The 25,066-nt window shown below is 69.3% G+C and carries 24 protein-coding genes and 1 tRNA gene; 14 read left to right on the forward strand and 11 right to left on the reverse strand.

Translation table 11 applies throughout. The features are described from left to right. Positions 1-59 precede the first annotated feature (59 nt). Together uvrA and C9E82_RS12490 are read left to right on the forward strand one after the other, a co-directional pair. On the forward strand, positions 60-2,924 hold the full coding sequence (gene uvrA, locus C9E82_RS12485; protein ID WP_119898244.1) for an excinuclease ABC subunit UvrA: 2,865 nt from the start codon (positions 60-62) through the stop codon (positions 2,922-2,924). Continuing rightward, on the forward strand, positions 2,921-3,286 hold the full coding sequence (locus C9E82_RS12490) for a DUF4260 family protein (protein ID WP_119898243.1): 366 nt from the start codon (positions 2,921-2,923) through the stop codon (positions 3,284-3,286). Before uvrA ends, C9E82_RS12490 begins: the two co-directional genes overlap by 4 nt. A gap of 11 nt (positions 3,287-3,297) precedes the next feature. Here the strand turns inward: C9E82_RS12490 and C9E82_RS12495 are convergent, their stop codons facing one another. Next, positions 3,298-3,708: a hypothetical protein gene (locus tag C9E82_RS12495; protein ID WP_122449291.1), complete on the reverse strand. Its 411-nt coding sequence runs from the start codon at positions 3,706-3,708 to the stop codon at positions 3,298-3,300. After that, positions 3,701-4,318, reverse strand: coding sequence for a DUF5671 domain-containing protein (locus tag C9E82_RS12500; protein WP_119898241.1), 618 nt, complete (start codon positions 4,316-4,318; stop codon positions 3,701-3,703). Before C9E82_RS12500 ends, C9E82_RS12495 begins: the two co-directional genes overlap by 8 nt. 159 nt (positions 4,319-4,477) lie before the next feature. On the opposite strand from C9E82_RS12500, the gene C9E82_RS12505 reads away from it, so the two are divergent. Further along, positions 4,478-4,552: transfer RNA gene (locus C9E82_RS12505), tRNA-Gly, on the forward strand. Between the two features lie 286 nt (positions 4,553-4,838). Continuing rightward, positions 4,839-5,426, forward strand: a complete 588-nt coding sequence (locus tag C9E82_RS12510; protein ID WP_170162081.1) for a TetR/AcrR family transcriptional regulator — start codon at positions 4,839-4,841, stop codon at positions 5,424-5,426. Positions 5,427-5,452: 26 nt separating this feature from the next. On the opposite strand, the gene C9E82_RS12515 is transcribed toward C9E82_RS12510, so the two are convergent. Continuing rightward, positions 5,453-7,954, reverse strand: coding sequence for a GcvT family protein (locus C9E82_RS12515; protein ID WP_119898239.1), 2,502 nt, complete (start codon positions 7,952-7,954; stop codon positions 5,453-5,455). Between the two features lie 173 nt (positions 7,955-8,127). Here C9E82_RS12515 and panC point away from each other — a divergent pair, with 173 nt between their 5' ends. Both panC and panB read left to right on the forward strand, forming a co-directional pair. After that, complete coding sequence (gene panC, locus C9E82_RS12520) at positions 8,128-8,985, forward strand: pantoate--beta-alanine ligase (protein WP_119898238.1); 858 nt, start codon at positions 8,128-8,130, stop codon at positions 8,983-8,985. Between the two features lie 9 nt (positions 8,986-8,994). Continuing rightward, positions 8,995-9,804: a 3-methyl-2-oxobutanoate hydroxymethyltransferase gene (panB, locus tag C9E82_RS12525; protein ID WP_119898237.1), complete on the forward strand. Its 810-nt coding sequence runs from the start codon at positions 8,995-8,997 to the stop codon at positions 9,802-9,804. Positions 9,805-9,890: 86 nt separating this feature from the next. On the opposite strand, the gene C9E82_RS12530 is transcribed toward panB, so the two are convergent. From C9E82_RS12530 to C9E82_RS12540, 3 genes are all read right to left on the reverse strand, one after another. Then, positions 9,891-10,307, reverse strand: a complete 417-nt coding sequence (locus C9E82_RS12530) for a VOC family protein (RefSeq protein WP_119898236.1) — start codon at positions 10,305-10,307, stop codon at positions 9,891-9,893. Positions 10,308-10,430: 123 nt separating this feature from the next. Further along, positions 10,431-11,594, reverse strand: a complete 1,164-nt coding sequence (locus C9E82_RS12535; protein WP_205962171.1) for an MFS transporter — start codon at positions 11,592-11,594, stop codon at positions 10,431-10,433. A gap of 99 nt (positions 11,595-11,693) precedes the next feature. Next, the gene (locus tag C9E82_RS12540; protein WP_119898234.1) at positions 11,694-12,701 is read right to left on the reverse strand and encodes a 2-hydroxyacid dehydrogenase; all 1,008 of its coding nucleotides are present in this window, start codon (positions 12,699-12,701) and stop codon (positions 11,694-11,696) included. Between the two features lie 190 nt (positions 12,702-12,891). On the opposite strand from C9E82_RS12540, the gene C9E82_RS12545 reads away from it, so the two are divergent. Continuing rightward, positions 12,892-13,530, forward strand: a complete 639-nt coding sequence (locus C9E82_RS12545; RefSeq protein ID WP_244936024.1) for an SH3 domain-containing protein — start codon at positions 12,892-12,894, stop codon at positions 13,528-13,530. Positions 13,531-13,564: 34 nt separating this feature from the next. On the opposite strand, the gene C9E82_RS12550 is transcribed toward C9E82_RS12545, so the two are convergent. From C9E82_RS12550 to infC, 5 genes are all read right to left on the reverse strand, one after another. Beyond that, a complete protein-coding gene (locus C9E82_RS12550) occupies positions 13,565-13,954 on the reverse strand; it encodes a hypothetical protein (protein WP_119900734.1) in 390 nt (129 codons plus the stop codon). 27 nt (positions 13,955-13,981) lie between these two features. Continuing rightward, positions 13,982-16,006, reverse strand: coding sequence for a M3 family metallopeptidase (locus tag C9E82_RS12555; protein ID WP_119900735.1), 2,025 nt, complete (start codon positions 16,004-16,006; stop codon positions 13,982-13,984). Positions 16,007-16,051: 45 nt separating this feature from the next. Continuing rightward, complete coding sequence (locus tag C9E82_RS12560) at positions 16,052-17,101, reverse strand: HesA/MoeB/ThiF family protein (protein ID WP_119900736.1); 1,050 nt, start codon at positions 17,099-17,101, stop codon at positions 16,052-16,054. Next, complete coding sequence (gene dut, locus C9E82_RS12565; protein ID WP_119900737.1) at positions 17,101-17,598, reverse strand: dUTP diphosphatase; 498 nt, start codon at positions 17,596-17,598, stop codon at positions 17,101-17,103. Before dut ends, C9E82_RS12560 begins: the two co-directional genes overlap by 1 nt. A gap of 78 nt (positions 17,599-17,676) precedes the next feature. Next, complete coding sequence (infC, locus tag C9E82_RS12570) at positions 17,677-18,216, reverse strand: translation initiation factor IF-3 (protein WP_119900738.1); 540 nt, start codon at positions 18,214-18,216, stop codon at positions 17,677-17,679. 208 nt (positions 18,217-18,424) lie between these two features. Between infC and C9E82_RS12575 the strand changes: the two genes are divergently transcribed. The 7 genes from C9E82_RS12575 (at position 18,425) to C9E82_RS12605 (ending at position 24,996) form a co-directional block, all read left to right on the forward strand. After that, positions 18,425-19,135 (forward strand): hypothetical protein, encoded by a 711-nt coding sequence (locus C9E82_RS12575; protein ID WP_240643681.1) that lies wholly within the window; start codon positions 18,425-18,427, stop codon positions 19,133-19,135. Continuing rightward, positions 19,132-19,998: a glycosyltransferase family 2 protein gene (locus tag C9E82_RS12580; RefSeq protein WP_119900739.1), complete on the forward strand. Its 867-nt coding sequence runs from the start codon at positions 19,132-19,134 to the stop codon at positions 19,996-19,998. Before C9E82_RS12575 ends, C9E82_RS12580 begins: the two co-directional genes overlap by 4 nt. Positions 19,999-20,010: 12 nt before the next feature. Beyond that, positions 20,011-21,378, forward strand: coding sequence for an anti-phage deoxyguanosine triphosphatase (locus C9E82_RS12585; protein WP_119900740.1), 1,368 nt, complete (start codon positions 20,011-20,013; stop codon positions 21,376-21,378). A 140-nt stretch (positions 21,379-21,518) separates the two neighbouring features. Beyond that, positions 21,519-22,028, forward strand: coding sequence for a bifunctional 3-hydroxydecanoyl-ACP dehydratase/trans-2-decenoyl-ACP isomerase (gene fabA, locus C9E82_RS12590; protein WP_119900741.1), 510 nt, complete (start codon positions 21,519-21,521; stop codon positions 22,026-22,028). 24 nt (positions 22,029-22,052) lie between these two features. Beyond that, complete coding sequence (gene fabB / locus C9E82_RS12595) at positions 22,053-23,282, forward strand: beta-ketoacyl-ACP synthase I (RefSeq protein WP_119900742.1); 1,230 nt, start codon at positions 22,053-22,055, stop codon at positions 23,280-23,282. 25 nt (positions 23,283-23,307) lie between these two features. Continuing rightward, positions 23,308-24,096, forward strand: coding sequence for an enoyl-ACP reductase FabI (locus C9E82_RS12600; RefSeq protein ID WP_119900743.1), 789 nt, complete (start codon positions 23,308-23,310; stop codon positions 24,094-24,096). Between the two features lie 60 nt (positions 24,097-24,156). Next, the gene (locus C9E82_RS12605; protein WP_119901126.1) at positions 24,157-24,996 is read left to right on the forward strand and encodes an alpha/beta fold hydrolase; all 840 of its coding nucleotides are present in this window, start codon (positions 24,157-24,159) and stop codon (positions 24,994-24,996) included. Positions 24,997-25,066: the final 70 nt, after the last annotated feature.

Here is a 25,066-nt window from a genome sequence, read left to right on the forward strand (position 1 = left end):
GCGGTTGCTTTTTCAAGTCGCATGACTATCTGATGCGCTTGGTCGATTGAGGCACGCCCATGGAACAGAAGTTCATCGAGGTGCGCGGCGCGCGCGAACACAATCTGAAAGGCGTGGACATGGACATCCCGCGCGACAGGCTGGTGGTCATCACCGGGCTGTCGGGCAGCGGCAAATCCAGCCTCGCCTTCGACACGATCTATGCCGAGGGGCAGCGCCGCTATGTCGAAAGCCTGTCGGCCTATGCGCGGCAGTTCCTGGACATGATGGGCAAGCCGGATGTGGACCATATCAGCGGCCTGTCGCCGGCGATCAGCATCGAGCAGAAGACGACCTCGAAGAATCCTCGGTCAACCGTCGGAACCGTCACGGAAATCTACGACTACCTGCGGCTTCTGTTCGCGCGGGCGGGGACGCCCTATTCGCCCGCCACCGGCCTGCCGATCGAGGCGCAGCAGGTCCAGGACATGGTCGACCGGATCATGGCCCTGCCCGAGGGCACGCGGGCCTATCTGCTGGCCCCGATCGTGCGCGACCGCAAGGGCGAATATCGCAAGGAATTCCTGGAGCTGCGCAAGCAGGGTTTCCAGCGCATCAAGGTGAACGGCGCCTTTCACGAGCTGGACGAGCCGCCCACGCTGGACAAGAAGTTCCGCCACAATATCGACGTGGTGGTGGACCGGATCGTGGTGCGCGAGGGGCTGGAGACCCGGCTGGCCGACAGCCTGCGCACCGCGCTGGACCTGGCCGACGGCATCGCCGTGCTGGAGACCGCCGCGCCCGCAGACGGAGCCGAGCCCGAGCGCATCACCTTCAGCGAAAATTTCGCCTGTCCGGTCAGCGGCTTCACCATCCCGGAGATCGAACCGCGGCTGTTTTCCTTCAATGCCCCCTTCGGCGCCTGCCCGGTCTGCGACGGGCTGGGGGTGGAGCTGTTCTTCGACGAAAGGCTGGTCGTCCCCGATGCCGCGCTGTCGGTGGACAAGGGCGCCATCGCCCCCTGGGCCAAGTCGAAATCGGCCTATCTGACCCAGACCGTCAACGCCCTGGCGAAGCATTACGGCTTCGACAAGAAGACCCCCTGGAAGGACCTGCCCGAGGCGGTGCAGCAGATGTTCCTCTACGGCTCGGGCAAGGAAGAGATCCAGTTCCGCTTCGACGATGCCGGCCGGGTCTATCAGATCGCCCGCGTCTTCGAGGGGGTGATCCCGAACATGGAGCGGCGCCTGCGCGAATCGGACAGCCAGTGGGTGCGCGAGGAATTCGAGCGCTACCAGAACAACCGCAGCTGCGGCGCCTGCCACGGCCATCGCCTGAAGCCAGAGGCCCTGGCGGTCAAGATCGCCGGCAACCATATCGGCGAGGTGGTCGAGCTGTCGATCCGCGAGGCCCTGGCCTGGATCGAATCCGCCCCGGCCAGCCTGACGAAGCAGAAGAACGAGATCGCCGCCGCGATCCTGAAGGAGATCCGCGAAAGGCTTGGTTTCCTTGTGAATGTGGGCCTCGACTATCTGACGCTGTCGCGCGCGGCGGGCACGCTGTCGGGCGGCGAAAGCCAGCGGATCCGGCTGGCCAGCCAGATCGGCTCGGGCCTGACCGGGGTGCTGTATGTTCTGGACGAGCCGTCGATCGGGCTGCACCAGCGCGACAACGACCGGCTGCTGGGAACGCTGAAGGGGCTGCGCGACCAGGGCAACTCGGTCATCGTCGTGGAGCATGACGAGGATGCGATCCGCCATGCCGATTACGTCTTCGACATGGGCCCCGGCGCGGGCGTGCATGGCGGCACCGTGGTCAGCCACGGCACGCCCGAGCAGATCGCCGCCGACCCGGCCAGCCTGACCGGGCAATACCTGGCCGGCACGCGCGAGATCGCCGTCCCGGCCGAGCGCCGCAAGGGCAACGGCAAGTCGGTCACGGTGGTCGGCGCGACCGGCAACAACCTGAAGGACGTCACCGCCGAATTCCCGCTTGGCAAGTTCGTCTGCGTCAGCGGCGTCTCGGGCGGCGGCAAGTCGACGCTGACCATCGAGACGCTGTTCAAGACCGCCAGCCTGCGGCTGAACGGCGCCCGCCAGACCCCCGCCCCCTGCGAGACCATCAAGGGGCTGGAACATCTGGACAAGGTCATCGACATCGACCAGCGCCCCATCGGCCGCACGCCGCGCAGTAACCCCGCCACCTATACCGGGGCCTTCACCCCGATCCGCGACTGGTTCGCCGGCCTGCCGGAATCGAAGGCGCGCGGCTACAAGCCCGGCCGGTTCAGCTTCAACGTCAAGGGCGGCCGCTGCGAGGCCTGCCAGGGCGACGGCGTCATCAAGATCGAGATGCATTTCCTGCCCGACGTCTATGTCACCTGCGAGACCTGCAAGGGCCAGCGCTACAACCGCGAGACGCTGGAAATCCGCTTCAAGGGCAAGAGCATAGCCGACGTTCTTGACATGACGGTCGAGGATGCGCAGGGCTTCTTCGCCGCCGTCCCCGCGATCCGCGAGAAGATGGACGCGCTGATGCAGGTCGGGCTTGGCTATATCAAGGTCGGCCAGCAGGCGACGACCCTGTCGGGCGGCGAGGCGCAGCGGGTCAAGCTGTCCAAGGAACTGTCGCGGCGCTCGACCGGGCGCACGCTCTACATCCTCGACGAGCCGACCACGGGCCTGCATTTCGAGGATGTGCGCAAGCTTCTGGAGGTGCTGCACCACCTGGTCGACGAGGGCAACACGGTGATCGTCATCGAGCATAACCTCGACGTCATCAAGACCGCCGACTGGATCATCGACATCGGCCCCGAAGGCGGCGATGGCGGCGGCCGGATCGTGGCGACGGGAACGCCCGAGGATGTCGCGCAGATCGCCGAAAGCCATACCGGCCGCTATCTGGCGCCGATGCTGAAGCCCGCCCGCATCCGGGCCGCGGAATGAGCGCCGTCGCCTGGCAGCGGCTGGAGGGCGCGCTGCTTGCCCTGGCCGCGCTGGCGCTGGCCGGGGCGGTCGCGCCCGGCTGGCCGCTGTGGCTGTGGCCCTTGCTGCTGCTGGCGCCCGACCTGGCGATGATCGGCTACCTGGCCGGACCGCGCATCGGCGCGGCACTGTATAATGCCGCGCATCTCTATGCCGGCGGGCTGGTCCTGGCGCTGATCGGGCTGTTGGCGGGGCTGCCCGCGCTGATCGCCGGCGGCGCCATCTGGATGGCGCATGTCGGCGCGGACCGCGCCCTGGGCTATGGGCTGAAGGAGGCCAGCGGCTTCCAGGACACCCATCTGGGCCGGATCGGGCGGGGCTGAGCGCCTCAGCCTCAGCCGGGCTGCGACAGCTGGATCACCACGCAACCGCCCTGCCATTCGCCCAGGCCATAGGCCCATCGGCGCGACAACCGGTCCTCGTCCTGCTCGAATTCGGCGCAGAGCCGCATGTGCCGCCCGTCCAGCGGCTCGACCCGGTAGGGCGTGCCGGTATAGGGGTCGTCCAGGCGCGGCGGATCGGGACAGAGCGCGGTGGCCGACAACTCGCCATCCGCGCGCCCCTCGGCCGCCGACAGGCAGTTCGCCTGCCGCGCCAGCGCCGCGATGTCGCTGCGGCGCACATCGTCCCGGCGCTCGACCCGGCCCTGCATGGGGCCGCCGGTCACGGCCAGCCCGCCGCCGATCGCCGCCAGCGCCAGCGCGGTGATCGCCCAGACCGGCCAGCCCTGCACCCGCTCAGCCATCCAGATCCCCCCGGTAATAGGCCAGCACCAGACCGCCCATCACGGCCACCAGGACCGCCTTGGCGGCGAAGCGCAGCGTCAGGTCCCCGGTCAGCGCCGCATAGACCACCGCCACCAGGTCGCCCAGCAGCACCAGCGCCGCGATCAGCAGCGCGACCGAGGCGAACCAGCGCCGCACCAGCGACCGCCGCTGCCCCGGATCCTGCCCCGAGGCCCGCGCCACCCGCCGGTCCAGCAGCAGGAAGACCGGCAGGAAGGCCACCAGCGCGGCGATGGCCCAACGGATCCTGCCCGGCGCCGCGCCCCAGTCGTCCAGTTCGGGCAACAGCGCCTCGATGATGCCGAAGCCCAGCTGCACGACATGCCAGGCGATCGTCACCAGCGCCACGAACAGCAGCCCATAGACCACCGCGTCGCGGGCCGAGACGACCGGGCGCGGACGCGGCACCGGCGGCAGGCCGGGCGCCGGATCGGCCCAGCCGGCCAGCGCCTCCTCGATCTCGCGGCCCGACCAGCCGGCCTGCCGCAGCGCCTCGGCAACGGCCTCGCGGCCCTGCCCCGCCTGCAGCGACGCCCTGACGAAATCGGCGAGTTGATCGGCCGGACGCACCGTTTCCTCCTGCTGCTCGGGGCCGAGGTTCGGACGCGAACCCGGCGCTGTCAAGCAACGGAAAAAATCTGGCCGGCGACCCATTTTTCCCCTTGCACCCCCCGGCGCAGTCCCATAAATCACCGCTCACCGAAGGCGGCAACGCCGAAGGAACCGGATGCGGGCGTAGCTCAGGGGTAGAGCATTACCTTGCCAAGGTAAGGGTCGTGAGTTCGAATCTCATCGCCCGCTCCAAAATCAAAAAGCCGGACCTGTCCAGGGTCCGGCTTTTTGATTTGGTCGTTCATGGTGCCATGTAGATCCCGTGCCGTCGCACAGGCGGCGGCCTGACAGATTCCAGCGCCTGACAGATTCCGGGGAAAGACCATGAGGGATTGCGGGCAGGGTGCCCAATGCAACATCACAAACCGCGAGAACGCGCCCCTGCCGACACGGCTCGCCCACAGCACACCATTTGGGCTGCGCGCATTTCCCACAGATGTTTTACACTGTCAAGTTCAATGCAACTGCATGTAACGCCATGAGCGCGGCGCGCCCCAGGGACGGCCGGAACGGCCTGCGCGACACGCTGATCGAGGCCGGCATCGCGTTGCTTGAGGATGCCGGGATCGGCGGGCTGACCTTGCGGCGCGCGGCCGCGCGGGCCGGGGTTTCCCATGCCGCGCCGGCATATCATTTCGACGGGCTGCAGGGGCTGAAGAACGCCATCGCCCGGCGCGGCTTCGAGCTGTTCCTGGCCCAGCTGGCGCAGGTGCTGGCGCGGCCCGCGCCGCAGCCCTTCGCCCGCCTGCTGGCCTGCAACCTGGCCTATATCGGCTTTGCCGACGCCCATCCCGGCCTGTTCCACGTCATGTTCGAGGAAGCGGATCACGGCCGGGATGCCGGGCTGCGCCAGGTCGCCCAGGAATGCCATGACGTCCTGGGGATGATCTGCGCGCCCTTCAGCGGCGGCGATGCGGCGCTGGCGCCCGCGGTCTGGGCGCTGACCCATGGCTTCGCGGTGCTGCATCTGGGCCAGGCGCGGCCCGACCGCCCCCTCCCCGCCCAGGATTACGAGCGGCACCTGCGGCTGCTGCTGGCGGACCGGATCGACGCGGCCGGGCGCTGAACCCGGCCGCCTGCCGGTGAGGACGCCTAGCCGTCGACGCGGATCCGGGCGTTGGTCGGATCATAGGGGCTGTCCTCGGCCACCTCGGCATCCCACAGTTCGCGGAACATGCGCACCTTCAGCTTCGTGCCCGGCTGGGCCAGGCCGGGGCGGACATAGCCCATGCCGATCTGCTTGCCGAAGGCCACCGACCAGCCGCCCGAGGTCAGCCGCCCGACCCGCTGGCCCTCCAGGAACAGCCCCTCGCGGCCCCAGGGATCGGCGTCCTGCGGCCCGTCGATCAGCAGCGTGACGCATTTCGAGCGGATGCCCGTGGCCTCCATCGCCGCCTTGCCGCGGAACTCCTTGGAGAGGTCGACGAAACGATCCAGCCCGGCCTCCAGCGGCGTGGCGTCGCGGCCAAGCTCGGTGCCGAAGGCGCGATAGGATTTCTCCTGCCGCAGCCAGTTCTGCGCCCGCGCGCCGACCAGCTTCACCCCCAGCGGCTCGCCCGCCTCCAGCAGCCGGTCGAACAGGTGGTTCTGCATCTCGATCGGGTGGTGCAGCTCCCATCCCAATTCGCCGGTATAGGCGACGCGGATGGCCTGGACCGGCACCATGCCCAGTTCGATCCGTTTCGAGGACAGCCAGGGGAAACGCTTGTTCGACAAGGCGGTTTCCGGCTGCGCATCGCGGATCAGCCGGCCCAGGACATCGCGCGAGGCCGGCCCGGCGATGGCGAAGACGCCCCATTGCGTGGTCACGTCCTGGATGCTGACGAATTCGCCGCCCGAGGCCATGAAATCCTCGGCCGATTTCAGCAGGTGGTCGCCGTCATAGGCCGCCCAGGCCCCGGCCGAGACCAAGTAATAGTCGTTCTCGGCCAGCCGCACGATGGTGTATTCGGTCCGCGTCGTGCCCTTGTCGGTCAGCGCATAGGTCAGGTTGATGCGGCCGACCTTGGGCAGGCGGTTGGTGGTCAGCCAGTCCAGGAAGGCGGTCGCGCCCGGCCCCTTGACCATGTGCTTGGCGAAGGCGGTGGCGTCGATCAGCCCGGCGGCATTGCGGATCGCCTCGGCCTCGGCCTTCGCATATTGCCACCAGCCGCCGCGGCGGAAGCTGCGGGCATCGTGGTCGAAACCGGCCGGCGCGTCCAGCGGGCCGAAATAGTTCGGCCGCTCCCAGCCGTTCACCTGGCCGAACTGCGCGCCCCGCGCCTTCTGGCGGTCATAGGCGGGCGAGCTGCGCAGCGGGCGGGCCGCTTCGCGTTCCTCGTCGGGATGGTGCAGGACGAAGACATGCTCGTAGCATTCCTCGTTCTTCCGCGCCGCATATTCGGTGGTCATCCAGCCGCCATAGCGGCGCGGATCGAGGCTGGCCATGTCGATCTCGGCCTCGCCCTCGACCATCATCTGCGCCAGGTAGTGGCCGACGCCGCCCGCCGCGGTGATGCCGAAGCTGAAGCCCTCGGCCAGCCACATGTTGCGCAGGCCGGGCGCCGGGCCGACCAGCGGGTTGCCGTCGGGCGTATAGCAGATCGGGCCGTTGAAATCGTCCTTCAGCCCCACCGTCTCGGAGGTCGGCAGGCGGTGGATCATCGACATGTATTCCTCCTCGATCCGTTCCAGGTCCAGCGGGAACAGATCGGCGCGGAACGATTCGGGCACCTCATAGAGGAACCGGGCGGGCGCATTGCGCTCATAGGGGCCCAGGATCCAGCCGCCGCGTTCCTCGCGGACATACCACTTGGCGTCGGCGTCGCGCAGCACCGGATGTTCCGGGTTGCCCTCGGCCCGCCACCTGGCCAGCGCCGGGTCGGGCTCGGTGACGATATACTGATGCTCGACCGGGATCGCGGGGATACGGATGCCCAGAAGTCGCGCGGTGCGCTGCGCATGGTTGCCGGTCGCGGTCACGACATGTTCGGCCCGGATCTCGAACTGCTCGCCCGAGGGGACCAGGTTGCCGCCCTTCTCGACCAGCTTCTCGCAGCTGACGACCCATTCGCTGCCGGTCCAGCGATAGCCGTTGACCTGCAGCTTGCGCTCGATGCTGGCGCCGGCCATCCGCGCGCCCTTGGCCATGGCCTGGGTCACGTCGGCAGGGTTGATATAGCCGTCGGTCGGGTGGAACAGCGCGCCCTTCAGGTCCTCGGTGCGCAGCAGCGGCCAGCGTTCCTTGATCTGGGCGGGGGTCAGGAATTCATGCTCGACGCCCACCGTCTCGGCGGTGGCGGAATACAGCATGTATTCGTCCATCCGCGCATCGGTCTGGGCCATGCGCAGGTTGCCGCAGCGGGTAAAGCCCGCGTTCAGCCCGGTCTCGGCCTCCAGCCCGGCATAGAGCCTGACCGAATAGTCGTGGATATGGCTGGTCGCATAGCCCATGTTGAACAGCGGCAGCAGGCCCGCCGCGTGCCAGGTGGACCCCGCCGTCAGCTCGTCGCGCTCGACCAGCAGCGTCTCCCATCCGGCGCGGGCAAGATGCAGGGCGATGCCGCAGCCGACCGCGCCGCCTCCGACGACAAGAACCTTCACATGCGTTTTCATCGGCGCGACTCCCCTGGCCTGTTCTCTGCTCCCGTTACTGCCAGAGACTGATCCCGCCGGAGCCATCGCCCCGACCTTTGGCGGCCAAAAACGACATGCTGCGTCGCAGCACTTGCCTGAATCCCCCCGAAGCCTTAGGTTGCGCGCCACGCCGAGGGGCCGGGAGGACAGTGATGCAGATCTGCCGCAGCAAGCAGGCGATGCGCGATTGCGTGGCGGAATGGCGCGCCGAGGGCCAGCGCGTGGCGCTGGTGCCGACCATGGGGGCGCTGCATCGCGGCCACCTGACGCTGTGCGAACGGGCGCGCGACTGGCTGGACGCGCATGGCGGCGGGCGGCTGGTCGCCTCGATCTTCGTCAATCCGACGCAGTTCGGCCCGAACGAGGATCTGGCCACCTATCCCCGCGACGAGGAAAACGACCTGCGCCTGCTGCGCCAGATCGGCGCGGACGCGGCCTTCCTGCCCTCGGTCCAGGACATCTATCGCCCCGGCGCGCAGACCATGGTCGACGTGACCGGCCTGTCGCGGATGCTGATGGGGCGGCTCAGGCCCGGCCATTTCCGCGGCGTGGCGACGGTGGTGACCAAGCTGTTCAACATCGTCGGCCCCGATGCGGCGGCCTTCGGCGAAAAGGATTACCAGCAGCTGACCGTGATCCGGCAGATGGTCGCGGACCTGGACATGCCGGTCGCGATCATCGGCGTGCCGACCGTGCGCGAGGAGGACGGGCTGGCGATGTCCTCGCGCAACCTGCGCCTGACGCCCCAGGACCGCGCCGCCGCCCCGATCCTGGCCCGCGCGCTGGACCGGGCCCAGGCGATGGTCCAGGCGGGCAGCCCCCTTGGCGCGATCCGGCGCGAGCTGCGCGCGCTGATCGCCGCCGAGCCGCGGGCCGAGGTCCGCTCGATCGACATCCGCGATGCGGCCGACCTGTCGCGCATCGTCACCATCGACCGCCCGGTCGTGATCCTGCTGGCGGTGCGCTTCGGCACCGTCCTGCTGATCGACCAGCGCGTCGCCCACCCGTAAGGAGATCCCATGTCCGCGCAAGCCCCGATCCGCCGCGTCACCGTGCCGCAAATCGCCGCCCGCAAGAACGACCAGCCCATCGTCGTGCTGACCGCCTATACCGCGCCGCTGGCGGCGCTGGTCGATGACCATGCCGACGTGATCCTGGTCGGCGACAGCCTGGGCATGGTGGTCCACGGGCTGGAATCGACCATCGGCGTGACCATGGAGATGATGATCCTGCACGGCCAGGCCGTCATGCGCGGCAGCCGCCGCGCCATGGTGGTGATCGACATGCCCTTCGGCAGCTACGAGGAAAGCCCCGAGCAGGCCTTCCGCAACTGCGCGCGGATGATGCGTGAGACCGGCTGCGGCGCCGTCAAGCTGGAGGGCGGCGCGCGCATGGCCGACACGATCCGCTTCCTGACCCGGCGCGGCATCCCGGTCATGGGCCATGTCGGGCTGACCCCGCAATCCACGCTGACGATGGGCGGCTTCAAGACCCAGGGCCGCGACCAGGACAGCTGGCCCGCCCATATCGAGGACGCGACGGCCGTGGCCGAGGCCGGCGCCTTCAGCATCGTGGTCGAGGGCGTGATGGAGGGCCTGGCCGACCGCATCACCGAGGCCGTGCCGGTGCCGACCATCGGCATCGGCGCCTCGGCCCGCTGCGACGGGCAGGTGCTGGTGCTGGACGACATGCTGGGCCTGTCGGGCCGGGTGCCGCGCTTCGTGAAGAAGTTCGGCGACCTGGGGCCGCGGGCATCGGCGGCCATCGCCGAATACGCCGCCGCCGTCCGCGACCGCAGCTTCCCGACCGAGGAGCAGGTTTACCGGTGAAATCGCGGGGGCGGTAAGCTCCTAGCGGCCATTCTACTGGCTACCAGCCGGAATGACATGGCCTTACGCGCCCGCAGGAACCCGCACTATCCGTCTCGCCCCGGTTCGTTCGGATCGTTGGAGAACAGGGCGATCTTGTTGCCCTGAGGGTCACGAAGGTAACCGACATAAAAGTGGGGTCCATACAAGTCACGGAATCCCGGTTGGACCTCGTCAACGCCGCCAGCGGCAACACCCGCGGCGTGAAGGTCACGAACTTGCTTTTGACTGCGAGCCTGAAATGCGACCATCGCGCCGTTGCCAGCCGTGGCCGGGCGTCCGTCAAAGGGAGGTTTGACATAGAAATCCGGAAGAACGGCTGACCCATCCGGTTGATCGGGCAGCACGTAACTCAGACCGTCTTCTCCCTCCGTCAGTTCGTAGCCAAGGGCTGGCAGCAAGGCAGAGAAGAACCTTTTCGCGCGAGCGATATCGTCAGCGCCGACGGTGACGTAACCAATCATATTGTGCATTCTCTTCAGGATGGTTGATTGATCTGACGAAGTCGTCGCATCGCGATAGCACTCACTCGCACCCCCGCTCAATGTCCGCTTCGTCCCGCAAAGCCGCCCTCCAACCATACCACCTCACTCCCGAGCCTCGAAATCGGCGGCCGCGACCAGATGCGACAGGCTCAGCGGCACCAGCAGCAGCACCGCCAGCCCGGCATAGATGCTGGCCAGGCTGACATGTTCGGCCAGAAACCCGATCGAGCCCGGCGCGAACAGCATCCCGGAATAGCCCATCATCGTCACCACCGACAGCCCGACCCCGCGCGCCATGCCGGGCAGGTTGCCCGCCGCCGAAAAGGCGATCGGCACCATGTTGGCGATGCCCAGCCCGGCCAGGCCGAAACCCGCGATGGCCCAGCCGGCGCTGCCCGCCATGCCCGCCAGGCCCAGCCCGGCGATCGCCGCCATCGCGCTCAGCCGCAATGTCCTCACCGCGCCCAGCCGGCGCCGCAACCCGTCGCCCAGGAAGCGCATCACCGCCATCGTGCCCGAACAGGCCGCGAATCCCCAGCCGGCCAGCGACAGCGAGGCGCCCAACTCGCGCTTCAGATAGACCGCCGCCCAGTCCAGCACCGCCCCCTCGGGGATCATGCAGCACAGGGCCACCGTGCCGATCACATAGGGCATGGGTGATCGCGGCAGGCGCAGCTTCTGGCCGCGCTCGGCAGCACTCGGCCGGTCATGCAGCAGGCGCGGCAGCAGCCAGGCGACGGCCAGGCCCACCAGCAGCGTGACCATGAGGCCGTGGCGCGTCTCGCCCAGCCCGGCCATCAGCATCCCGCCCAGGCCCGCGCCGGCCATGGCCCCCAGGCTCCAGAACCCGTGGCACGAGGACATGATCGCCCGGCGCCGCGCGCGCTCGACCGCGACGGCATTGGCGTTCATCGCCACATCCATGCCGCCCAGCATCCCCCCGAACAGGAAGACCGCGACGGCCACCGTCCACAAGCCGGGCGCCAGCGTGACCAGCAGCAGCGGCAAGCAGGCCAGCACCGCCATCAGCCGCAGCGCCGCGTCCGAGCCGCGCCGCGCCACCATCGCCCCCACCAGCGGCATCACCACCAGCGACCCCAGCCCCAGCGCCAGGACCAGAAGCCCGGCCACGGCCTCGCCGATCCCCAGCCGCTGCATCAGCACCGGCAGCTTCGGCGCCCAGCTGCCGACCAGGACCCCGTTGCAGAAGAACAGCCCCGAAACGGCCAGCCGTCCGGCCCCTCCTGCGGCGTAAGCTCGGGACATCATGCCCGCCCTCATCTCCGTTGCGCAAAATACCCCGGGGGAATCCCCGGCACGGGGATGGGGGCAGCGCCCCCCTGCCCCGGCCGCCGCCTTCCCCGGCTACAGCATGCTCGGCACGACCAGGTCCGGCGGCCGGTGCCCGTCGGCGAAGGTCTTGATGTTGATGATGACCTTCTCGCCCATCTCGGCGCGCCCCTCGACCGTGGCCGACCCCATATGCGGCAGCAGCACCACATTGGGCAGTTCCCGCAGCCGCGGGTTGATCTCGTGGCCATGCTCGAACACGTCGAGCCCCGCCCCGGCGATCTCCCCGGCGCGCAGCATCCGGGTCAGGGCGTTCTCGTCGATGACCTCCCCGCGCGAGGTGTTCACCACCACGGCCGTCGGCTTCAACAGCTTCAGCCGCCGCGCATTCAGCAGATGGAAGGTCGAGGGCGTATGCGGCGCGTTCACGCTGATGATGTCCATCCGCGCCAGCATCTGGTCCAGGCTCTCCCACCAGGTCGCCTGCAATTCCGCCTCGATCTCGGGGCGCAGGCGGCGGCGGTTGTGGTAATGGACCTGCATCCCGAAGACATTGGCGCGCCGCGCGACCGCCTGGCCGATCCGGCCCATGCCCAGGATCCCCAGGCGCCGCCCGCCGACGCGCCCGCCCAGATGCGCGGTCGGCGCCCAGCCCTGCCAGCGCCCGGCCTGCATCTCGGCCATGCCCTCGGGGATGCGCCGCGTCACGCCCAGGATCAGCGCCATCACCATGTCGGCGGTGTCCTCGGTCACGACGCCCGGCGTGTTCGACACCAGGACCCCGCGCTGCCGGGCCGACAGCACGTCGATATGGTCCACCCCGGCGCCGTAATTCGCGATCAGCTTCAGCCGCCCGCCGGCCTGCGCCAGCATGTTGGCATCGATATGGTCGGTCACGGTGGGCACCAGCACGTCGCTGTTCTGCATCGCCAGGACCAGCTCGTCCCGGCTCATCCTGCGATCCGATTCGTTCAGCGCGACGTCGAACAACTCCTTCATCCGGGTCTCGACCGCCTCGGGCAGGCGGCGCGTCACCGCGACGCGAAGGCGCTGGCGGGCAGGCGAGGTGGGGACGGCTTGCATGATGACCTCACTTTCTCGAACTCGTGTCGGCCGCGCACTTCCAATGACGGACGGCTTTTGGCAAACTGCCCGCGATGAGGGGCAGGCACAAGACCCCACGGGTCGCGGGCAGCGGGGCAAGGCCCCACCGGCGGACGGCCCGGAAACAAGAGGGCGACCGGCGGTTGGGTCAGGCAGAAACGGAAAACGGATGACAGCACGGATAGGGTTCGGGCACCGCGGGGCGATGGGTCTGGCTGCGGCGGTGGCGATGGCGGCTGCGATGGCCTGGGGCGCGGGCCCGGTAGCGGCAGATGGACCGGGGGCCGAGGGGCCGGGGGCGGGCCAGCCCGTCCGCCTGGCGCAGGCGGCGCCTTCGGCCGATGCGCAGATCAGCCGCACCCCCGAAGGCGGCGGCACCATGCGCGGCCCGGTGACGAACCTGCCCCTGCCCCGCTATGTCAGCCTGAAGGGCGGCGAAGGCAATGCGCGGCGCGGCCCCAGCCTGTCGCACCGGATCGACTGGGTCTTCCGCCATGCCGGGATGCCGCTGCGGGTGGTCGCCGAATTCGGCCACTGGCGCCGGGTCGAGGATAAGGACGGTGCCGGCGGCTGGATCCATTACGCGCTGCTGTCGGGCGTGCGCACCGCGCTGGTCGTCGAGGACATGGCCGAGCTGCGGGCAAGGCCGAACATGGAGGCGGACGTGGTCGCGCGGGCCGAGGCCGGGGCCATCGTCCGCCTGGGCGAATGCAACCCCGACTGGTGCCGCATCTCGGGCGGGGGCGAACGCGGCTGGGTGCCCAAATCGGCCATCTGGGGCGTCGATCCGGGCGAGGTCCGGGACTGATCGCGGCCCCGGCGCTCGGCCCCGGCCGGGCGGCTCAGGCCGAGGCGGGGCAGCGCGCATAGACGCGCTGGCTGCCGTTCTCGTGCAGCACCAGCCCCTCGGGCCGGCTTTCCAGCCGCAGGTCGCGGGTGAAGCGCCGCCCCTCGCCCAGGCAGATCATCACCCCTTCCGAGGCCCCCGACTGGCCGCCCTTGCGGCCGAAGGTGCAGCTGGATTCGTAGAATTCGAACCCGTCGCCCTGCACGGTCATCCGGGTCTGCGAGTTCGGGTCGCCGCATTGGGCGGCATCCAGATCATAGCGTCCGTCGATCACCGGCACCGGATCGCCCGGCGCCGGATCCGACCCGCTTTCCGGCACGGCATCGGGTACGCAGGCGGCGATGGCCAAGGCCGACAGGATCAGGACGGTGCCCGAAGTCTTCATCGCGTCTCTCCCTTGCTGACGGGGCGGTCAGATCAAGCCGCGCCCACGCAACAACGCCTCGACCCCCGGCATCCGTTCCCTGAACGCGATCCACAGCTGGTCGGCAGGCGCGGATCCGCCGCGCGACAGGATCGTCTCCTCCAGCCGGCGGGCGGTGGCGGGGTCGAAGATGTCGCCCGTTTCCTCGAAAGCGGCGAAGGCGTCGGCGTCCATCACTTCCGACCACATATAGCTGTAATAGCCGCTGGCATAGCTGTCGCCGCTGAAAACATGGGCAAAATGCGGCGTCGCGTGGCGCATCGGAATCGCCGATGGCGCGCCCAGCCCGGACAGGATCGCGGCCTGCCGCGCCATGACGTCGCCCGCCGGCGGACCGCGATGGAAGGCCAGGTCGACCAGCGCGCTTTCCAGGTATTCGGTGGTCGCGAAGCCCGCATCCGCCTTGCCCGCCGCCAGCAGCCGGTCGCGCAGATCGGCGGGCAGCGGCTGGCCGGTTTCGAAATGCCGGGCATGGGCGTCCAGCACCTGAGGCTGTTCCAGCCAATGCTCATACAGCTGGCTGGGCAGCTCGACGAAATCCTGCGCGACCGAGGTGCCCGAGATCGAGGGCCATTTCACGTCCGACAGGATGTGATGCGTCGCATGGCCGAATTCGTGAAACAGCGTCCGCGCGTCGTCCCAGGACAGGAAGGCGGGCGCGCCGGCCTGCTCGGGCGGGGTGAAGTTGCAGACATTGACCACGATGGGCCGCTGCCCCTGCCCGATCTTGTGCTGGACCTGCAGCGCCGAACACCAGGCCCCCGAGCGTTTCGAGGGCCGCGCAAAGTAGTCGCCCAGGAAGATCGCCATCGGCCGGCCGTCGCGCGTCACCCGCCAGGCCCGCACCTCCGGCGCCCAGAGCGGCGCCTCGATGGGCTGGAATTCCAGCCCGAACAGGCGATTGGCCACGTCGAAGACCGCGCCCAGCATCGCCTCCAGCGTCAGATAGGGCTTGACCCGGTCGGCGTCGAAATCATGGGCCTGCCGGCGCAGCCGCTCCGCGTAGAGCCGCCAGTCCCAGGGTTCCAGCGCGCCGTTGACGCCGTCGGCATGCAGCATCGCGGTCAGCTTCGCCTCGTCCTCGGCCGCGCGGGCGCGGGCGGCGTCCCAGACCTGGTGCAGCAGTTCCTCGACCCGCCCGGCGGTGCCGGCCATCTCGGGCTCCAGCTTCCAGGCGGCGAAATCGGCATGGCCCAGCAATTGCGCGCGCTCGTGGCGCAGCGCCAGGATCTCGGCGGCGATGGCGCGGTTGTCGGTGGCCGCACCCCCCGCGCCCTCGCCCGAGCCGCGCGCGGCCCAGGCCCGGAAGGCCAGCTCGCGCAGCGCCCGGTCCCGGGCATGTTCCAGGAAGGGCACGATCAGCGAGCGGTTCAGCGTGACGACCTGCCCGTCCAGCCCGCGTTCCTTCGCCGCCGCGCGCATGGCGCGGACCAGCCAGTCGGGCAGCCCGGCCAGCTGGTCGTCCCGCAGGGGCAGCACGAAGTCGCGCTCGTCCGCCAGCACGTTCTGGGTGAATTTCGTGGTCAGCTCGGCCATGCGGGCGCGGATCGCGGCCATGCGTTCGCGCGCGGCCTCGTCCAGCCCGGCGCCCGCCCGCGTCAGGTCGCGCAGGGCCAGTTCGGTGATCCGCGCGTCCTGCGGATCCAGCGCCGCCAGGTCCGCCGCCACCGCCTTCACCCGCGCGTAAAGCCGCGGATCCATGCTGACCCGGCTGTTATAGGCCGCCAGGCGCGGCGCGAAATCGCGCTGCAATTCCTGCCGCAGCGGGTTCGAATCGACCGAGGCCAGCGTGTAGAAGATCGCCAGCACGCGGTTCAGCCCCTCTTCGGCCACCTCCATCGCGGCCAGGGTATTCTGGAAGCTGGGCGGTTCGGGATTGGCGGCGATCGCCTCCATCGCGGCCTCGGCGCGGGCCAGGGCGTCATCGAAACCCGCGGCGAAATCGCCGTCAGCGATCCGGTCGAAACGGGGCAGCCCCTCGGGGCCGGTCCAGCGGATCAGTTCGGAATTCATGCGGACCTCCTGCGGTTTCAGGGGCTTACTTAGAAGTCCCCGCCGTCATGTTCCAGTCACGAAATGGCCACCACCGCAAACCGGGCAATCCGGGCGGGCATTGGTGCCGATCATCCGGCTTTCCCCATAGAGCCCGTCGAAGATCAGCATCCGGCCGCGCAGCCCCTGCCCCGCCTCGGCCAGGTGCTTGATCGCCTCCAGCGCCATCAGGCTGCCAACCACGCCCGGCAGGGGGCCGATCACGCCCGCCTCGGCGCAGGGCGGCGCAAGGCCGGGGGCGGGCGCCTGGGGGAACAGGCAGGCCATGCAGGGGCCGCCGCGCGCCGGGTCGTAAAGCGTCACCTGCCCCTCCCATTGCGCGATCGCCCCCGCGATCAGCGGCACGCCCGCCCGGACGCAGAGGCGGTTGACCACCTCTCGGCTGGCGAAGCTGTCGGTGCCGTCCAGCACCAGGTCATGCGCGGCGACCAGCGCGGTATCGGCCTCGGTGATGCGGCGCTCCAGCGCGGTGACGGCGACATGCGGGTTCAGCGCGCCCATATTGGCGGCGGCGGCGCGGGATTTCATCTGGCCCCGCTGATCGGCGCGAAAGATCACCTGCCGCTGCAGGTTCGACAGCCCGACCGTATCGTCGTCGGCCAGGGTGATCCGCCCGACCCCCGCCGCCGCCAGATAGAGACAGACCGGCGCGCCAAGTCCCCCCGCGCCGACGACCAGCACATTCGCCCCGCGCAGCCGCATCTGGCCGGGACCGCCGATCTCGCGCAGCACCAGGTGGCGGGCATAGCGGTCAAGCTCGGCATCGCTCATGCCGTCCTGCGCGGCGGGTTCGGGACCCGGAACCGGGATCGCGCCCGCCCGCAGGCGGCGCAGCCCGGCGCGATAGGCCAGCACCAGCAGCGCCGCGCCGCCGGCGACCAGCCAGATGCGCAGATCGCCCCCCAGGGCGCGCGCCGCCGGGCTGTTCGGCGCCAGCCCGTGCAGCAGCAGGATCCCCGCCCACAGCAGCAGCGCCGCCAGCGCCGCGACCCGCCCCGGCAGCCGCAGCAGCAAGGCCAGCGCCCCCAGCCCGGCAAGAAGCGCAAGCCCCAGCATCAGCCCGTGCCGCCGGCCCCGGCCTGCGCCCCGCGCTCTGCCGCGACCCCGGTCGAGCCGAAGCCGCCCGCCCCGCGCGCCGTGCCGCCGACCGCGGCCACTTCCTCGAAACGGGCCTGCGGGGCGGGGGCGACGACCATCTGCGCGATGCGGTCGCCATGGCCGATGCGGAAGGGTTCCTGCCCCAGATTGACCAGGATCACGCCGACCGGCCCGCGATAGTCGCAATCGATGGTGCCCGGCGCATTGACCAGCGTCACCCCGTGTTTCAGCGCCAGGCCCGAGCGCGGGCGGATCTGCACCTCCCAGCCCTCGGGGATCTCGAAGACCAGCCCGGTCGGGACCAGTGCCCGCTGGCCCGGCGCCAGTTCCAGCCCCTCCGGCAGGTCGGCGCGCAGATCGGCCCCCGCCGCACCCACTGTTTCGTATCGCGGCAGCGGCAGGGCGGGGTCCGCCCCCTCCAGCCGCTTGATCCTGATGACCGGTGCCTGCGCCATGTCGTCCCCCGTTTCCTGCAAAGCAAAGGCCGCGCGGCAGTGCCAGCGCGGCCCGGTTCCTTCCGATCGCAGACCGCCTCAGCGCGGGGCGATCATCATCACCATCTGGCGGCCTTCCAGCTTCGGCATGGCCTCGATCTTGCCGGCCTCGCCGACATCGTCCCTGACCCGGTTCAGCAGGTCCAGGCCCAGTTCCTGGTGCGCCATCTCGCGGCCGCGGAAGCGCAGCGTGACCTTCACCTTGTCCCCCGCCTCGAGGAACTTCATCACGTTGCGCATCTTCACGTCGTAATCATGGGTGTCGGTCCCCGGACGGAACTTGACCTCCTTGATGTCGATGATCTTCTGCTTCTTGCGCGCCTCGGCCTCGCGCTTCTGCTGTTCGTACTTGAACTTGCCGAGATCCATCACCTTGCAGACGGGCGGGGTCGCATTCGGCGAGATTTCGACCAGATCCAGCCCGGCATCCTGCGCCATCTGCAGCCCGACGGATGGCGGCACGACGCCGACATTCTCTCCATCAGCGCCGATCAGGCGGATTTCGGACACGCGGATGCGTTCGTTGACGCGGGGGCCGGTGTCGCGGGTGGGCGGTGCGTTATGCGGTCTGCGGGCTATGGCGTTGCTCCTTTTATGGCCATGGCGGGAATGGGCGGAAAATAAGCGCCGCGCGGCGCCAGTTCAACCTGATTTGATCGTGCCGGGGGCCTGTCGGGTCGGTTTTTACGTCGAATTTCGCCGATCCGCTTTCGGGTTGCCGGCTTTTCCCCTGCACGCCGCTATGCGATAGATGCGGCAACGCCGTTCCAGTCGCAAAGGACGCCCCATGCGCAAGATCCTGCCCGTCATCGTGATTCTGGTCGTCATTCTGGGTGCGCTGCTGTGGTGGAACAGCCGGCAATCGACCAGCGTGACGCAGCAACCGGTGCCCGAGGCGACCCAGACCACCCCGCCGCCAGCCGATTCGGCCCCCGAGTCCGCGCCCGAGGAAACGTCCGCCGAACCTTCGCCCGAAGAGGCCGCGCTGGAGGCCGAGCGCGAGGCGGCCGCCAATGCCGCCGCCGACGCCGCGGCCGATGCGGCGGCGATCGCGGCGGATGCGGCGGCCGAGGCCGCCCGTGCCTCGGACCAGACCGGCCTGCCCCAGGCCAGCGAGGCCGCGCAAGAGGCCGAGGCCGCCGCCGAGGCGGCGCTGGACGCCGCCGCCCGCGCGGCCGATGCGGCGGCGGGCATCGCCTCGGACGTGGCGGGACAGGCGACCGCGGCGGGCAATGCCTCGGCCTCGGGCGCCGCCCAGGCGGCCCGCGACGCGGCAGAGGCCACCAACGAGGCCGCCGACGCGGCCGTCACCGCGACGCGGATCGAGGCGCTGCTGAGCCCCGAGGGATTCGACGCCGCCCAGGTCGAGCGGATCATCGACAATGCCGCCATTCCGGACCTGCAGAAGCAGACGCTGAAACGGCTGGTCGAGAGCGCCTCGGACAATCCCGAATTGCTGCGGCAGGCCCTGGAGCAGGTGAAGGCCGTCATGCAATGAACCCGCCCCGGCTGGAGGATTATCTGGCCCGGCGCCCCGCCACGCTGGCGAAGGGACCCATCGCCGTCGTCCTGATCGAGGATTCCGCCGCCGTCGAGGAAACCCTGCTGCACCACCTGCGCGCCGGCTTCCGCCACGTCCTGGCGCTGTCGCCCGAGCCGGTGGCGATGCCGCAGGACACCGCAACCCATATCACCAACCTGATCTGGAACACCCGCCGCCCCGCCGCCCATGTCGGCGCCGTCAACGCGGTCATCCGGGCCGTGCCCGCCGGCACCTGGCTCTATTACTGCTTCAACGCCGAATTCCTGTTCTTCCCCTTCTCGGAATCGCGCCGCGTGGGGGAAATGCTGGCCTTCCATGCCGAGGAACGGCGCGACGCGATGCTGACCTATGTGATCGACCTCTATGCGCCCGACCTGGCGGCCCACCCCGATGCCGTCGACCTGGAACAGGCGATGTTCGACCGCACCGGCTATTACGCGCTGGGGCGGCCCGGCCCGGACGGCCACCCGCTGGAACGGCAGCTGGATTTCCACGGCGGGCTGCGCTGGCGCTTCGAGGAATTCGTGCCCGCCGACCGCCGCCGGATCGACCGGATCGGCCTGTTCCGCGCCCTGCCCGAGCTGCGCGTCACCCCCGACCACCGCTTCAACATCCCGGAATACAACACCTATTCCTGCCCCTGGCACCACAACCTGACCGCCGCCATCGCCTCGTTCCGGGTCGCCAAGGCCCTGGCGAGCAATCCGGGCTCGCGCGACCGGATCGGCGGCTTCGTCTGGCGCAGCTCGCACCGGTTCGACTGGTCGTCGCAGCAGCTGATGGATCTGGGCCTGATGGAGCCGGGGCAATGGTTCTGAACGGAACGCCGCATGCAGGCTGACCCCGCAGCCTGGCTGGAACGGCGCGAGGGCTGGCGCCGGCAGGACGCGGATGCCCGCGACGAGGGCGATGTCGATTTCGGCCGGGTGATCCATTCGGCCTCGTTCCGCCGGCTGCAGGGCAAGACGCAGATCCTGAACCTGGGCGACAGCGATTTCTACCGCACCCGGCTGACCCATTCGCTGGAGGTGGCGCAGATCGCCGGCGGGCTGGTCCAGCGGTTGCGCCGCGCCTTCCCGGATCACCCCGCCGCCGCCGCCCTGCCCGACCGGGCGATGATCCAGGCCATCGCGCTGACCCACGACCTGGGCCACCCGCCCTTCGGCCATGGCGGCGAGGTGGCGCTGAACTATTGCATGCGCGACCGCGACGGGTGCCAGCCCGGCGGCTTCGAGGGCAACGGCCAGACCCTGCGCATCCTGTCGCGGCTGGAGAATTTCTCGGCCAATGCGGGCGCGAACCTGACCCGGCGCAGCCTGCTGGGCGTGCTGAAATATCCGCTGGCCTTCTCGGCCGCGCGCAATCCGGCGATAAGCCCGCGCCTGCACCGGGGCCTGTCGACGCTGCAGACCATCGACGTGGCGGCCTCGACGCCGCCGAAATGCTACCTGGACAGCGAATCCGATGTCGTGGACTGGATCCTGGCGCCGCTGTCCCCCGCGGATCGCGACGCCTTCCAGGACAGCCGCGAAGGCGCCGAGGGCCACCGCAAACCGCTGCACAAGTCGCTGGATTGCAGCCTGATGGACCTGGCCGACGACATCGCCTATGGCGTCCACGACCTGGAGGACGCGATCGCCCTGCGGCTGGTCACGCCCGAGCAGTTCCGCGAGGAAGTGACGCCGGATCGCTGCTCCTCCTTCGTCGCGGCGCTGCGGCGCGACTATCCCGGCGAAAGCAACGATCCCCATGCCAGCATGGTCGCCGCGCTGTTCGGCGAGGCGGGCAGCCGCAAGCGCCATATCAGCCGCATGGTCGGGCATCTGATCACCGCCGTCGAATTTTCCCAGGCGCCGCAATTCGCCGATCCGCTGCTGCGCTGGCGCGCGGCCCTGCCCGCCCCGCAGGCCGCGTTCCTGGCGGCGCTGAAGGATTTCGTCTTCCGCCGCCTGATCCGCAGCCCCGGCGTCCAGCAGCTGGAATTCAAGGGCCAGCGCATGGTCGTCGCCCTGTTCGAGGCGCTGGAATCCGACCCCGAACGCCTGCTGCCCGACGAGGCGCGGGACCGCCTGGGGCGGGGCGAGGACGCCCTGCGGGTGATCTGCGACACCCTGGCGGCGATGACCGACGCCCACCTGCTGCGCAGCTACGAGCGGCTGTTCGCGCCGCGCATGGGCTCGGTCTTCGACCGGCTGTGATGCCACGGTCGCGGCACAATCCGCCGCAACCCGCTTGCACTTGCACGCGGTTTGCCGCGAATGATAGACGGAACGTCAATTTGATCACGAAACGGCGATGGCGGCGCGCCCGCCCGCGCCGACAGGAAAGGCAAGACCGCATGGCAATGACCCAAACCAGCTTCGACCGCGACGACCTGCTGGCCTGCGCGCGCGGAGAGCTGTTCGGCCCCGGCAATGCGCAACTGCCCGAACCCCCGATGCTGATGATGGATCGCATCACCGATATTTCCGAGGATGGCGGCGCGCATGGCAAGGGCCATGTGGTGGCCGAATTCGACATCCATCCCGACCTGTGGTTCTTTCCCTGCCATTTCCCCGGCAACCCGATCATGCCGGGCTGCCTGGGCCTCGACGGGCTGTGGCAGCTGACCGGCTTCAATCTGGGCTGGCGTGGCTGGGAGGGGCGCGGCTATGCTCTGGGTGTGGGCGAGGTCAAGCTGACCGGCATGGTCCGCCCCGACCGCAAGATGCTGCGCTATTACGTCGATTTCACCAAGGCGGTGCAGACCCGCCGGCTGACCATGGGCGTGGCGGATGGCCGCGTCGAAGCGGATGGCGAAACCATCTATCTGGTCAAGGACATGAAGGTCGCGCTGTCGGCCAGCTGAGAAACATTCAGGAGGAGCCCTCTCATGCGACGCGTCGTCATCACCGGGCTGGGGATCGTCTCGCCCATCGGCAACAATGCCGACGAGGTGACCGAAAGCCTGCGCGCCGGCCGGTCCGGGATCGTCTTCGCCCCGGAATATGCCGAACACGGTTTCCGCAGCCAGATCCACGGGATGCCGCAGATCGTGCTGGAAGACCATGTCGACAAGCGCAACCTGCGCTTCATGGGCCCCGGCGCAGCCTATAACTTCATCGCCATGGAGCAGGCGATCAGGGACAGCGGGCTGGAGGAAGCCGACGTGTCCAACCCGCGCACCGGGCTGATCATGGGCTCGGGCGGGCCGTCGACCAGCAATTTCTTCGACGCCCACCAGATCGTCATCGAGAAGGGCAGCCCCAAGCGCATGGGCCCCTTCATGGTCACGCGCTGCATGTCCTCGACCAATTCGGCCTGCCTGGCGACGCCCTTCAAGATCAAGGGCGTGAACTATTCGATCACCTCGGCCTGCTCGACCAGCGCGCATTGCATCGGCAATGGCGTCGAGCAGATCCAGATGGGCAAGCAGGACATCGTCTTCGCCGGCGGCGGCGAGGAGCTGGACTGGACGCTTTCCTGCCTGTTCGACGCGATGGGGGCGATGTCGTCGAAATACAACGACACGCCCGAGACCGCCTCGCGCCCCTATGACACCAGCCGCGACGGTTTCGTGATCGCCGGCGGCGGCGGCGTCGTGGTGCTGGAGGAACTGTCCCACGCCCTGGCGCGCGGCGCGAAGATCTATGCCGAGGTGACGGGCTATGGCGCCACCTCGGACGGCTATGACATGGTCGCGCCCTCGGGCGAGGGCGGCGAGCGGTCGATGCGGCTGGCGCTGGAAACCCTGCCCGAGGGGCGCAAGGTCAGCTATGTCAATTCGCACGGCACCTCGACCCCGGTGGGCGATATCGGCGAGATCAAGGCGATCCGCCGCGTCTTCGGCGAGGGGTCCACGCCCCCGGTCAGCTCGACCAAGTCGCTGACCGGCCATTCGCTGGGGGCGACCGGCGTGCATGAGGCGATCTATTGCCTGCTGATGATGCAGAACGACTTCATCGCGGCCTCGGCGAATGTCGGCACGCTGGACCCCGAGCTGCAGCCGGGCGAGATTGCCACCACCCGCGTGGACGATGCCGGGCTGGATTCGCTCCTGTCCAACAGCTTCGGCTTCGGCGGCACCAATGCCACGCTGCTGATGTCCAGATACATGGAATAAGAAGAAACAGGAACGAGGACGGCATATGGGCGAACTTCTGAAGGGCAAACGCGGCCTTGTGATGGGGGTCGCCAATGACCGCTCCATCGCCTGGGGCATCGCGAAGGCGGCCGCGGCCCAGGGGGCCGAGCTGGCCTTCAGCTATCAGGGCGAGGCTTTCGGCAAGCGGGTCCAGCCCTTGGCGCAGACGCTGGGTTCGGATGTCCTGCTGGACATGGATGTGACGGATGACGCATCGCTGGAGGCGGGCTTCGCCGGGCTGGCCGAACGCTGGGGGCGGCTGGACTTCCTGATCCATGCCATCGCCTATTCCAACAAGGACGAGCTGACCGGCCGTTTCGTCGATACCAGCCGGGCGAATTTCAAGCATTCGCTGGACATTTCCTGCTATTCGCTGATCGAGGTGGCGCGGCGCGCCATGCCGCTGATGGCGCCGGGCTCCTCGATCCTGACGCTGACCTATGCGGGCTCGAACCGGGTGACGCCCTTCTACAACGTCATGGGCGTGGCCAAGGCGGCGCTGGAAAGCGCGGTGCGCTACCTGGCCAACGACCTGGGGCCGGACGGGATCCGGGTGAACGCGATCAGCCCCGGCCCGATGAAGACCCTGGCCGGCGCGGCCATCGGCGGGGCGCGCAAGACCTTCCGCCACACCGAGGCCAATGCGCCGCTGCGTGCCAATGCCACGCTGGAGGCGATCGGCGGCACCGCCGTCTGGCTGATGTCGGACTGGGGCGCCTGCACCACCGGCGAGGTGGTCATGGTCGATGGCGGCTATCACGTGCTGGGCATGCCGCAGAGCGAAAACCTGTGAGGCGAGGCCGGGGGGCTTCGCGCCCCCCGGACCCCCCGCGGGATATTTGGGCCAAGATGAATGGGCGTTGATTTCTTTCAGGCAGGCGACGGGGCGCGGCTGGCCTATCGCGACGAGGGCGAGGGCTTGCCGGTGCTGTGCCTGGCGGGGCTGACGCGCAACATGGGCGATTTCGACCATGTCGCGCCGCATCTGCCGGATGTGCGGCTGATCCGCATGGATTATCGCGGCCGCGGGCAGTCGGAATGGACTGGCGCCGCGACCTATACCGTGCCGCAGGAGGGCCGCGATGCGCTGGAATTGCTGGACCATCTGGGGATCGGCCGGGCGGCGGTGCTGGGCACCTCTCGCGGCGGGCTGATCGGGCTTTTGCTGGCGGCGGTGGCGCATGAGCGGCTGCTGGGCCTGTGCCTGAACGATGTCGGCCCGGTGATCGAGCGCGCCGGGCTGGAGCGGATCTTCGACTATGTCGGGCGCAACCCGGCGGCGCGGACCCATGCGGCGCTGGCGGCGCGGCTGCCCGGCGCCATGCCGGGCTTTGCCGATGTTCCCGAGGGGCGCTGGCTGGCGGATGCGCAGAGGCATTACGACGAAACGCCCGAGGGACTGCGGATCAGATACGACCCCGCCCTGCGCGAGGCCTTTCTGGCCGCCTTCGAGGGCGAGGCGCCGGATCTGTGGCCGCTGTGGGAGGCGACGGCGGGCCTTCCGGTGGCGCTGATCCGGGGCGCGAATTCCGATCTGCTCTCGGCCGGGGTGGCCGCCGAGATGCAGCGGCGGCGGCCGGACATGATCCGGGCCGACGTGCCGGGCCGGGCGCATGTGCCCTGGCTGGACGAGCCCGAGAGCATCGCCGTGCTGGAGGCCTGGCTGGCCGCCTGCCGAAGCGGCGCCGGGTGATTCCGGCGCCGGGCGCGCGCCTGGCCGTGAGGATGCCGTCCTTCGCGCCGGTGCGGCGCTGCCGAAGGCC

This window comes from Paracoccus sigandri (genome assembly GCF_003709565.1).
GTDB lineage: Bacteria > Pseudomonadota > Alphaproteobacteria > Rhodobacterales > Rhodobacteraceae > Paracoccus > Paracoccus siganidrum.